The following is a 12,455-nucleotide window of genomic DNA, read 5'->3' as shown; positions in this document are numbered from 1 at the left end:
GAGCTCATGACCGCAGGATGGGGTGAACTTAGGTTGCCATCCTAAGCCCCTCTAAAAATCCATGACATCTGCCACTTGAATCGGTATGGAGTTTGATTTGAAAGGCAATACGACATTCATTTCACCACTTATAGAAGTAGTGGAATTCTGCTCATTCATGTTAAAAGAATTAAAAACGGTCAAGGTCGTGCAATTTTAGTTCTGAGCATTTTTAAGACGCAACCTGACTTTTTTCTAATAGAATTTCATCACATATGGGGGTGATTATGTGGAGCATGTAAAGACGTATTATCAAATGGAGTTAAAAACTCCAAATGGCAGCGTCATCATTGAAGGCCCAATTTCTTCTGTCGAGCTTGAAGCGTTGGATTTTCACGAAGATTTAAAAGCATTTAGACAAGCTTCTGATCAGCATCAAGCTTTAATAGAAATCGCTCGTCTTCCTGAAGGAAGAATCATTGTTGCTCGAGAAAATAATCTTGTGATTGGCTATGTTACTTATGTTTATCCCGATCCACTTGAAAGATGGTCAGAGGGGAAAATGGATAATCTGATTGAACTTGGAGCTATTGAAGTCATTCCCGCCTTTCGGAGTGCTGGTGTCGGTAAAGGCTTATTAAAGGTTTCGATGATGGATGATGCAATGGAAGATTACATCATTATTACAACGGAATATTATTGGCACTGGGATTTAAAAGGGACGGGACTCGATGTGTGGGAATATCGAAAGATAATGGAGAAAATGATGAATTCAGGCGGATTAGTCTGGTACGCAACTGACGATCCCGAGATTAGTTCCCACCCAGCAAACTGTTTAATGGTGCGAATTGGAAGTCGTGTCGATACTGCATCGATTCAGCAATTCGATTCGCTTCGATTTATGAATCGCTGGATGTATTAAGTGAAAAAGGAGTTGAATATCGATGAAGATCGAACAAATTATGACAACAGATGTCGCTGTGTTAAAACCGACGGATACGATTCGATTAGCGATCCAAATTATGCGCGATCGAAAGATTCGTCACCTGCCGCTCGTAAATGATCAGCAGGAAGTCATTGGGCTCGTCACTGATCGAGATATCAAAATGGCTACACCCACAATGCTTGAAGGTGAAATGATTAAAGAGATCCATAATATGCCGCTCTCATCTATTATGACAAAAAATGTAATAACGGGGCATCCACTTGATTTTGTGGAGGAAATCACTGTCCTTTTTTATGATTATAAGATTGGTTGCTTGCCAATTGTCAACGCTGGAAAATTGGTCGGTATTGTTACGAGTACAGATTTATTACATACGATGGTCGAATTAACAGGAGCAAATAAACCTGGTTCGCAAATTGAAATTAAAGTTGAAAACCGCCTTGGCATTTTACATGATGTCACCCGTGTCTTTCTTCAAAACAATATAAATGTTCATAGCGTTCTTGTTTATCCTGATCCAAATGATGATGCATACAAAATTCTTGTTTTTCGCGTTGCAACAATGAATCCGTTATCAGTAGTTGAACAATTAACAGCAGAAGGGTTTCAGATTATCTGGCCCAATCTTTCAAGGACGCAACTATGAAAAAAAACGCCGTTTTTATCTATTCCGATGAACTACTTTCGTATCGCTTTTCGGATACACACCCATTTAATCAAAAACGGATTCAATTAACACTTGATTTATTAAAAAAATTACACGCGCTTACTGATGGCGACATCATCCCTCCGCGGATGGCAACCGATGATGAACTTTTACTTAATCATGAAAAAACATATATAGATGCGGTAAAGCAAGCTGGCCGCGGGGAACTTCCAATGGGAAAAGCAGAAAGTTTTGGAATTGGAACAGAGGATACTCCCATCTTTTCGCAGATGCATGAAGCCAGTGCTTTATTAGTTGGCGGAACGTTAACCGCTGTTGATCAAGTCATGCAAGGAAAAGCTAATCATGCCTTGCATTTAGGCGGAGGGCTCCATCACGGATTTAGAGGAAAGGCATCGGGGTTTTGCGTATATAATGATAGTGCAGTAGCAATTAAGTACTTGCAAAAAAAATACGGTGCACGCGTACTTTATATCGATACTGATGCGCATCATGGAGATGGCGTCCAATGGTCTTTTTACGATGACGAAACGGTTTGTACGATTTCCATTCATGAAACAGGAAGGTACTTATTTCCCGGGACAGGAAATGTGAATGAATGGGGGCAAGGAAAAGGATATGGATATTCATTCAATATCCCACTCGATGCTTTTACTGAAGATGAATCGTTTCTTGAAGCATACAAAACTGCTTTAACCGAAATTACTGACTACTTCCGACCCGATGTTATCGTTAGTCAAAATGGAGCAGATGCCCATTATTACGATCCTTTAACACATTTATCCGTATCAACGGAAACGTTTAAAGCAATTCCAAAACTGGCTCACGAACTTGCCCATAAATATTGTGACGGCAAATGGATTGCAGTTGGCGGTGGTGGTTATGATATTTGGCGAGTCGTACCACGGGCATGGTCCCTTATTTGGCTTGAGATGACTGAGTATGGACCTGTTTCTGGAGCCTTACCTCCTGAATGGCTAGAACACTGGCAACCATTATCACCAGTACCGCTTCCTGAACATTGGGAAGATGCAGCTGATATGTATCCTCCGATTCCACGAAAAAAGGAAATTGAGGAAAAAAATCGCCAAACTCTTGATCGAGCATTATTTTTTGTCAGGCAACACCAAGAACAACGAAAAAAAAGAAAGAACTCATAAATCTTGAAAATGCAGCCGGGTCTTATGGACAGTGATTTCGGGGGTAATCGATGAACGGGACATTAGAGGCCTTCTTATCAGCGGAGTTCGCGATTTAGAGTGGAGATCCGTCCATTAGAGAGATTCTTTTCGACTGTGATTGCTGATTCAATAGCGGAGCGGGATATTAGCCACAAGTCAATACACCAATAACACGATACAAATTGAGGCTAGGTCACTCGGTTAAGTTTCCGCTCTTATTTGAATTTGCGCCATTCAAAAAGGTTCAAATCATAGATGATTTGAACCTTAAGGCGCTTAAGCGGAGCTAGTCCGCTTTTGTCACACCATTCTTATTCTTTTGTCGAGCCTCTCATTTCGATTCGGTGTGGAAGGACAACAATTTGCTCACTTACTTCTTCCTTGTTCATTAATTTTGTTAACAACCTCATGGCAACAGCGCCGATGTCGTAGACAGGCTGAACGACAGAAGATAATTGTGGTCTAACCATTAATGATAAGCGCGTATTATCGGATGTAATTACTTCTACTTCATCCGGGATGACGAGCCCTTGGTCTTGTGCACCATGCATAATGCCAAGTGCCATTTCATCATTGCTTGCGAAAACAGCAGTTGGTCTTTGCTCGAGTGCACTAAATTTTTCCCAAGCTTCGAGTCCTGATTCGTATGTGTCATCGCCTTCGATTACATACTCCTCTTTAAATGTCAGACCGGCCTTTTCTAATGCTTCCTTATATCCGAGTAGCTTTTGGCTGCTATTGATCGGATTTTCCATTGGACCGATGATGCATGCAATTTGCGTATGACCTTTTTCAATGAAAGTTGTCACTGCGTCAAACGCCCCTTGATGATAATCGATATTTACAGAAGGTACATTACCTGCTTCTTCAATGGAACCCGCTAGCACAATCGGCACAGGAGATCTTTTGAATTCAGATACGAGCTCTTCTGAAATCGCTCCACCCATAAATACGATGCCGTCTACTTGTTTCCCTAGCATCGTGTTCAGTAAGTGCAATTCCTTATTTTTGTTTTGGTCTGAGTTACTTAAAATGATGTTATACTTATACATCGTTGCGATATCTTCAATTCCTCGTGCTAATTCCGCATAATATACATTGGAAATGTCCGGGATAATTACACCGACAGTTGTCGTTTTCTTACTTGCTAATCCACGTGCAACTGCGTTTGGACGATATTCTAGTCGATCAATAACATCTAGCACCTTTTTTCTTGTTGCTGGTTTTACGTTAGGGTTTCCGTTCACCACTCGTGATACGGTAGCCATTGATACATTTGCTTCTCTTGCTACGTCATATATTGTTATATTCATCAAAACATCACTCCTTATTTACAACTTTACACATTAAGATCCTATAATGATTCTTCTCCTAATCATACGATACAGACCCCTTAATCTGCAAACGTTTCCCCTTATATGTGAAAAATTTATCATATTTACAGCGAAAATGCCAACATTTTGTCGATTATTTATTATTCTATCTATTGTTTGATAAAAGCGATGCTTCAATTCAAGGTGACGATATGGTACATTTTAGTAAGTATGTGAACGAATAAGTAGGTGAAGCATTATGCAATCAGAAAAAATATTTGCCCTTGATATTGGTACCCGGTCCGTCGTAGGAATTATTCTTGAGTTCGTTGATGATCAATATCGAGTTCTTGATTTAATTGTAAAAGAACATAAAGAAAGAGCAATGTTAGATGGACAAATTCATGATATAGCTGCAGTTTCAAATGTGATTACTGAAATAAAAACAGAATTAGAACAAGTTTATGGTCCTTTACCAAAAGTGTGTGCGGCCGCGGCTGGTCGTGCATTAAAAACAGAAAAATCAAAAGCCGAAATTTCTATCATTGATAAACCGATGTTATCAAGAGAAGATATTCTTCACTTTGAATTAACAGCGGTCCAGCAAGCACAGGCGCTCGCAGCAGAAAAACAAGCAACAACGGATACCCATTCGTATTATTGCGTCGGCTATTCCGTTCTCCATTATTATTTAGATGGTGAACGTATTGGCAACTTAATCGATCAGCAAGGTAAGTTCGCTGCCGTAGAAATTATTGCAACATTTTTGCCAAAGGTTGTCGTTGACTCTTTGATGAAAACTCTCCATCGTACCGGATTGGAGCTTGAAGCGTTAACACTCGAACCGATCGCTGCAATCAACGTGCTTGTCCCTTCCTCTATTAGGAGATTAAACGTCGCCTTAGTCGATGTAGGAGCGGGCACATCGGATATTGCCATTACGGATGAGGAAACGGTTGTCGCTTATGGAATGGTTCCAGTTGCGGGGGATGAAATTACCGAAGCGATTAGTGACGAGTTGCTTCTTGATTTTCCTGAGGCTGAGCGGGTGAAACGGGAACTATGGACAAATAACACAGTTATAACAACAGATATTCTTGGCTTCGAGCTGGAACATCAGAAAACTGACATCGTCAGCCAAATTGCTCCGGCAATCGATCGACTAGCTACATCCATTTACGAGGAAATACTCGCTTTAAATAATCAGCATGCTCCAAAAGCGGTCATGCTTGTTGGAGGCGGAAGTATGACTCCTGAATTATCTGAACGCCTTGCTATAAAGCTTGGTCTTCCAACAAACCGGGTCGCAATCCGCGGAGCTGATGCCATTCAAGGATTAATGATTGCTGACCATATTCTTGGCGGGCCAGATCAAATTACACCAATTGGAATTGCCATTTCTGCTACTAATGCGCCCATTCATTATGTAACAGCTACTGTTAATGGACGAACCGTTCGCTTGTTTGAAGCAAAACAGCTCACGGTCGCTGATTGTTTACTCGCATCTGGGATTTCTATTGGAAAATTGTACGGTAAACCGGGAATGGCGATGATGATTACATTAAATAATCAGCAAGTGACACTCCCTGGACAATACGGGGAGCCACCTCTCATTTTAAAAAATGGTCAACCTTGTAGCATTGAAGATCCAATTGTAGATGGAGATCAAATCATCGCTGAAAAAGGGAAAGACGGAAAACCACCAATGATAAAAATTGGCGATCTCATTGATGTCGTTCCAACTCAAGTCGTTACAATTAATCAAAAGCGTTACGAAGTGCACTCTATGCTTCTTAATCATGGTGTGGAGGCGAAGATTTCAGACTTTGTGAAAGATCGTGATCATATTATCGTTTCCTTCCCGGAAACGATTGACCAATTGTTAACATCTTTACAACAATCGCATCTGCTTAAGCCGTTTCGGATCATTTTAAATGGAAAAGAATCATTCTTTCCCGCTTTTTCGGCTACGGTATTGATTAATGGGGAGGAAAGAAAATATTCTGATCCATTTCCGGCAAATGCGAAGATCACCATTGAACGAAAGCTTGAACCAACCGTTGGCAATTTAGCTCACGTAAAAGGATATATGCTGCATCAGTCCATCTCTGTCACATTCAATCGTCAACCGATTATATTGGAGAAAGCCATTACCGAGTTCTTACGGGGTGAAAAAGCGTTAGTCGCATCTGATAGCATTCAGTATGGTGATTCCATAACGGTCAAGGAAATTGAATACACCCCATTTATTTTTCAAGATATCTTTTCATATGTTGAGGTGGAAAAGCCACCACATGCAAAGGGGAATTTTTCTTTGCTTATCAATGAAAGTGAAGCAACTTTTTACAGCCCCATTCAACACGGGGATCATTTACAAATCATTTGGGACACCGTTCCTTCAAATCAATAAAAAGAAGGTGTGAAAAACAATCGTTTTTCACACCTTCTCTATTTTTAAGCAAGTTTTTTCTTTTATTTTTTTACGAGATCTTCTACTTTTTCTTCGGCAGAGTCAGCCGCCTCTTTTGCTTGGTCTACCTTTTCATTAATCGTTTCTCCTACATCACTGGCAGTTTCTTGAACCGTTTCTTTCCATTCGTCTGCCTTATCAGCTAGTTGCTCAGTCGTTTCCTTTGCTTTGTTTAACAATTGATCTGCTTTCTCTTTTACCGTTCCAGCTAGGTCATTTCCTTTTTCCATTGCAACTTGGCGGACCTGTTCTGTTTTTTCCATTGCATTCGATGTCAACTCAGTCCCTTTTTCCATAACTGTTTCTTTCCACTCACCCGTTTTTTCTTTCAACGCCTCTACTTGCTCATTAATATCACTTCGAAGCTCTTTACCAGATTTCGGTGCCATTAACAATGCTGTCGCAGCTCCAACGATACTTCCAACAATAATTCCTGTCATAAAATTACTCGTTTGATTATTTTTATCATTACTCATTTTCCATCATCCTCCTATATAAAATGAATAAAGTTTTTAGTGAGTTTGGGCGATTCTTTTAAGTTCGGATCGCTTTTTTTCATCCTCTTCTTTCTTTGATTTATCAAACCATTTATCCCTGATTTCTTTAATCACCGCCCCCCATTGGACGACTTGTGCGACTTTATCTTGATTGCGCACCATTGATGTGGAGACAGAAGTTGTTACTTTTTTTAGCGATGTGTTTAACTGTTGAACCGTTGTTCCTACATCTTGAACAGCATGTACAACAGTGTCCAACTTTTCGACCTTCCCTTGAATATCCTCTGCAAGGCCATTCGTTTTATGTAACAATAATGTTGTTTCCTTTGTTACACCTTGTAGCTGTGACTCAAGACCATCAAGCGTTGTTGCAACACTTTCTAATGTCCCTTTCATCGCCTTTAGTGTTTTTGTTAAGCTGAGAACAAGAATGAAAAAAGCAATCGCAATAACCGCGACACTTAAATAAAGAATGATAATCATTTTGCAGCACCTCCTAGATACAATTAACTCTTCCCTGTTTTCAAATAGATAAACACGGCTTTCTACTACTTCTAGATTGAATCACACTTCTCCTTTTATTTTTTCAAAAAATAAATGAGATTAAAAAACTGTCATTTGAAAATGACAGTTTATTGAGCCTTTTTAAGCTGTTGTTGCAATAATTGTTCATAAGAGGTTTGGAATTTTTGAATATCGCCAGCTCCCATGAATATGAGAATTGAATTATCAAAATGTAAAAGTGGCGACGTGTCCTCCTCTTTTAACATCTCGGCCCCTTCGATTTTAACAAGTAAATCTTTAATCGTTAGTTTGCCATGATTTTCTCTTGCTGAGCCAAAAATATCGCATAAATACACTTGATCCGCTTCCCCTAAACTTTCAGCGAATTCTTGCAAAAATGTTTGCGTTCGAGTAAAAGTGTGTGGCTGGAACACAGCGACAATTTGTTTGTCTGGATATTTTTGCCGTGCAGCATTAATCGTTGCCTTGATTTCGACAGGATGATGAGCATAATCATCAACGAGAATTTGGTTACCTACTCGTTTTTCCGTGAAGCGTCGTTTTACACCTTTAAAAGTTTTTAATTGTTTTTGAACGATTTGTGCATCGATCTCTTCGTAATGGCAAATGGCAATCACTGAAAGTGCATTTAATATATTATGGTCCCCAAAAGTGGGTATTTCAAACGAAGCATAGAAATTATTTCTTACGTACACATCGAATTTTGTCCCTGCGGTTGATTTTTCTATATTACGTGCTTGAAAATCATTTGTTTCCGCAAACCCATAAAATAATACAGGTGCTTCAGCATGAATTTTTTGTAATTGCTCATCGTCACCATAGGCAACGATTGCTTTTTTTACTTGCATCGCCATTTGCTGGAATGCGCTAAACACATCCTCTACATTCGCAAAATAATCAGGGTGATCAAAATCAATATTCGTCATAATTGCATAGTCAGGATAATATGAGAGAAAATGTCTGCGATATTCACATGCTTCAAACACGAAATAGTTCGCATCCCTGTCTCCCTTCCCAGTTCCATCTCCTATTAGGAAAGATGTTGGCTTCGCTCCCTCCATTACGTGAGAAAGCAATCCCGTTGTTGATGTTTTCCCATGTGATCCGGTCACAGCAATACTCGTAAATTCATTCATAAAATCACCTAAAAAAGCGTGATATCTCACAACCGGGATTCCTTGTTTTTGCGCTTCTTCGATTTCTTCATGTGTATCAGGAAAAGCATTTCCGGCGATGACCGTCATACCCTGCTTAATGTTTTCCCTGTTAAAAGGTAAAATTTTAATATTAGCATCTTCAAGGGCCGTTTGTGTAAAGAAAAACTTTCCCACATCTGAACCTTGTACGTTGTATCCCATATCGTGAAGGATTTGTGCGAGCGCGCTCATACCTGAGCCTTTAATACCTACGAAATGGTACATAGTCATAGTAGAACCTCCAACTATTCTCTATCTGTATGTATTATATGAAGACTACGTCATTTTGCTCAATTTGCCCGCCATCTTTACATGATTTATTCTAAACAATCATAAGCTTATTATGTAAGTTAAGGCATTATGCACGAAAAGCAATCGTATTCCTTTATAACCAAATGTACAGATAGATGATTTATATTTGCCCATTATAACATTTATCAAAAGTGCTGACTATTTCGCATGCTAATACCGCTAAAGTTTTAGCATGTGCGTATGTCATTCATGGTCATTGTATATCATAACATAGATCACAGAATGTAATATTAAAAATATGTTCCAATTTATTGACCTTAGATTTCGTTTTGTTTTTCAAGCTCCGCTTCACTTATTAAGACATCCCTTGGCCGACTTCCCCGAGCTTCTGAAATAATTCCTCGCTGTTCAAGCATGTCAATTAATCGCGCAGCACGATTATACCCAATTCGAAATTGCCTTTGCAATAATGAAGTCGATGCGGATCCTTGGCTAACAACGAATTCGCATGATTCAAGGAACAGTTCATCCTCATCCTCTTGGATTTGAGCCTTTTTCAAAAGCTCTTCTTGCTCAAAAAGATAATGCGGCTTTCCTTGACTGCGAGCATGTTCAATTACATGATCAATTTCTTCATCTGAAACATATGTCCCTTGTAACCGAATTGGCTTGGACGTGCCACTTTCTAAAAAGAGCATATCACCGCGACCGAGCAATTTCTCCGCTCCACTTATATCAATAATCGTTCGTGAATCAATTTGTGATGAAACAGAAAATGCAATTCTCGTTGGCACATTTGCTTTAATTAACCCAGTGATGACATCAACAGATGGTCGCTGTGTAGCAATAAGCAAATGAATACCGCATGCACGTGCTTTTTGGGCGATCCGACAAATTGATTCTTCTACATCAGCTGGGGCCATCATCATTAAATCTGCTAATTCATCAATGACAACGACAATAAATGGCAGCTTATTTCCCGGTTGCCCGTTCATTTCCGCTATTTCGTTAAAGCGGCTAATATCACGAACACTTGCATGAGCAAATAGCTCATAGCGGCGTTCCATTTCTTCCACTGTCCATTTTAAAGCTGCTGTTGCGGCTTTTACATCCGTAATGACAGGGCTAATAAGATGCGGGATATGATTGTATGGAGCTAGCTCAACCATTTTCGGATCAATGAGCAAAAGCTTTACCTCATCAGGTCTCGCTTTATAAAGCAAACTTACAAGGATCGAATTGATGCACACACTTTTCCCTGAACCTGTCGCCCCAGCAATTAAGCCATGTGGCATTTTATTAAGATCGGTCACGACCGGAGCACCCGAAATATCGAGTCCAAGCACAGCAGTTAGTGGTGATTGAGCTTGTAAAAATACAGGATTCCCAATAATTTCACTAATTTGTACCGGTCTACTTTCGGCATTTGGCAACTCGATTCCGATCGAACGTTTCCCTGGAATTGGTGCCTCCATCCGAATGTCTTTTGCTGCCATGCTTAATTTAATATCATCGGTTAAGTTTTTCACCCGACTTACTTTTACTCCCGGTTCAGGTTGAACTTCAAATCGAGTTACAGCAGGTCCTTGGCTAACATGTACGACGTTTGCATTCACATTAAAGTTTTTAAGCGTCTCATCAAGTAGAGCTGATTGTTCGTCTAACCATTCCCTGTTTTCAGATTTAATGATTGGAGGATGGAGTAGCTTTAACTCAGGAAACTGATAGACTGTTTCTTCCGCCGTAATGGCCACTTCCTCCATCGCCATTTGCACGGGTGATGGCTCTGTTTGCTTTTCTTCAACGATGATTGGATTGTTTTCATCCACTTTCTGTTCTTTTAAAACTTCCGTTCTTTCCGAACGTTGCTTTTCACGTTCTTCCCATTTTCTGCGGTCTTCCTTCAACATCAAGACATTAAACGGAAGATGTGCACGTCGTTTATTTTCCGTAGAAGTCCGTGTAGAAGCTGCTTTTTCCAAGGAAGAATTATCCTCTTGGCTATTTTGTTCTCCATCATTTTGATGACTCATCTCAGTTTGTTCGTCTTCGGTTCTATCCGTAATTACTTCTAATTCAGTTTCTTCCTTCACTTCGATTTCTTCTATTTTGGCTTCCACGTTCTCATCAGACTGATTTTCGTCTTCTCGTTGGGCTTTAAACTTTTCAACATACTCTACTTCGTTCGTTTCGTCTTCCTTTGTGTCATTTTGGAGATTTATCTCTGCTTCTTCAATTTCGTTTTCTACTTCAAAATTTTCTTCCTCGTTTGGATGGGAGTGCTCTGATTGCTCGTAACCCAAATCTTCCTTGGAAGAAAATACTTCTTGATAGTCGCTTTCTTCACTTCCATGAATTTGTTCTGCTTCAAAATTTTCTTCCTCGTTTGGATGAGAGTGCTCTGGTTGCTCGTAACCCAAATCTTCCTTGGAAGAAAATACTTCTTGATAGTCGCTTTCTTCGTTTTCATGAATTTGTTCTGCTTCAAAATTTTCTTCCTCGTTTGGATGAGAGTGCTCTGGTTGCTCGTAACCCAAATCTTCCTTAGAAGAAAATACTTCTTGATAGTCGCTTTCTTCACTTCCATGAATTTGTTCTGCTTCAAAATTTTCTTCCTCGTTTGGATGAGAGTGCTCTGGTTGCTCGTAACCCAAATCTTCCTTAGAAGAAAATACTTCTTGATAGTCGCTTTCTTTGTTTTCATGAATTGGTTCTGCTTCAAGATGTTCTTCTTCTTTTTGTTTTGGTTCCTTATAATCCTCTTCTTCTTTGGAAGAATAAACTTTCACGTCTTGATATTCACTTTTTTCATTTTCATCAATTTGTTCTATTTCAAGATGTTCTTCTTCATTTTGACGGGATTGTTCCGCAGTCCAATATTCCGGCTTTTCTTCTGGGAGAATTGCTTCCACTTCTTCAAATCGTTTCTCATTTTTCCCTAGCATTTCAATTGAATTGCATTCTTCAATACGCGTTTTGGGGTTGTCTTTCGCTAACGTACGTTCGTCTTCGATATCTATAAATGAATGTTCAAGTTCAAATTCGTACTCTTTTTTCTTTCTTTTCACAGGGCGTTGAAATCCATAAATTGGAGATGGAATTTCTGCCGGTTTAAATGGCTGTATATTTTTTGGCTGGATCGTCCGTGAAACGGGGCGAGAGTCTTGTTTCTTTTCCTGTACTTGAGGTTGCTCATTCTTTTCCATGCTCTGCTCTGAACTACGCTTTGAATTTGAAGAAGGTCGCATCGGACGGTCTTGAATAAGCGGAAAACGATATTGTCCTGTTGGATATTTATATGTCATTTTTGTTTTCATTTCTAATTGTTGGTATTGTTGTTTATTTTCTCGTTGTTCTTGAAACTCTTCATGCTCATCTTCAATATTCCATTTTGAAAAGATTCGCTTTAACCAGCTCATTTTTATCACT

The 12,455-nt window shown here is 39.5% G+C and carries 9 protein-coding genes; 4 read left to right on the top strand and 5 right to left on the bottom strand.

Translation table 11 applies throughout. From position 1 onward, the window contains the following. The first annotated feature begins 268 nt into the window (after nt 1-268). Genes KHA95_RS11670 through KHA95_RS11660 form a run of 3 tightly spaced genes read left to right on the top strand, consistent with a single transcriptional unit; the run spans nt 269 to nt 2,752 of the window. Nucleotides 269-901 (top strand): GNAT family N-acetyltransferase, encoded by a 633-nt coding sequence (locus KHA95_RS11670; protein WP_213137681.1) that lies wholly within the window; start codon nt 269-271, stop codon nt 899-901. 22 nt (nt 902-923) lie between these two features. Continuing rightward, entirely contained in the window at nt 924-1,571 is a 648-nt protein-coding gene (locus KHA95_RS11665; RefSeq protein ID WP_213137680.1) for an acetoin utilization AcuB family protein, read from the top strand. Then, complete coding sequence (locus KHA95_RS11660; RefSeq protein ID WP_213137679.1) at nt 1,568-2,752, top strand: acetoin utilization protein AcuC; 1,185 nt, start codon at nt 1,568-1,570, stop codon at nt 2,750-2,752. Before KHA95_RS11665 ends, KHA95_RS11660 begins: the two co-directional genes overlap by 4 nt. Before the next feature lie 332 nt (nt 2,753-3,084). On the opposite strand, the gene ccpA is transcribed toward KHA95_RS11660, so the two are convergent. Beyond that, a complete protein-coding gene (gene ccpA / locus KHA95_RS11655; protein ID WP_213137678.1) occupies nt 3,085-4,089 on the bottom strand; it encodes a catabolite control protein A in 1,005 nt (334 codons plus the stop codon). 256 nt (nt 4,090-4,345) lie between these two features. Between ccpA and pilM the strand changes: the two genes are divergently transcribed. Beyond that, nucleotides 4,346-6,496, top strand: coding sequence for a cell division protein FtsA (gene pilM / locus KHA95_RS11650; protein WP_213137677.1), 2,151 nt, complete (start codon nt 4,346-4,348; stop codon nt 6,494-6,496). A gap of 62 nt (nt 6,497-6,558) precedes the next feature. On the opposite strand, the gene KHA95_RS11645 is transcribed toward pilM, so the two are convergent. The 4 genes from KHA95_RS11645 to KHA95_RS11630 all read right to left on the bottom strand — a co-directional run bounded on the left by KHA95_RS11645 (nt 6,559) and on the right by KHA95_RS11630 (nt 12,445). After that, the gene (locus KHA95_RS11645; protein WP_213137676.1) at nt 6,559-7,032 is read right to left on the bottom strand and encodes a YtxH domain-containing protein; all 474 of its coding nucleotides are present in this window, start codon (nt 7,030-7,032) and stop codon (nt 6,559-6,561) included. A gap of 36 nt (nt 7,033-7,068) precedes the next feature. After that, nucleotides 7,069-7,536 carry a DUF948 domain-containing protein gene (locus KHA95_RS11640; RefSeq protein WP_213137675.1) on the bottom strand — a complete coding sequence of 156 codons (468 nt, stop codon included), beginning with the start codon at nt 7,534-7,536 and terminating at the stop codon, nt 7,069-7,071. A 149-nt stretch (nt 7,537-7,685) separates the two neighbouring features. After that, a complete protein-coding gene (gene murC, locus KHA95_RS11635; protein WP_213137674.1) occupies nt 7,686-9,005 on the bottom strand; it encodes a UDP-N-acetylmuramate--L-alanine ligase in 1,320 nt (439 codons plus the stop codon). Between the two features lie 338 nt (nt 9,006-9,343). Next, complete coding sequence (locus tag KHA95_RS11630) at nt 9,344-12,445, bottom strand: DNA translocase FtsK (protein ID WP_213137673.1); 3,102 nt, start codon at nt 12,443-12,445, stop codon at nt 9,344-9,346. Between the last annotated feature and the right edge of the window lie 10 nt (nt 12,446-12,455).

This window comes from Bacillus sp. FJAT-50079, assembly GCF_018343515.1.
Lineage (GTDB): Bacteria > Bacillota > Bacilli > Bacillales > Bacillaceae_C > Lederbergia.
This window is presented reverse-complemented; position numbering and strand designations above follow the sequence as displayed.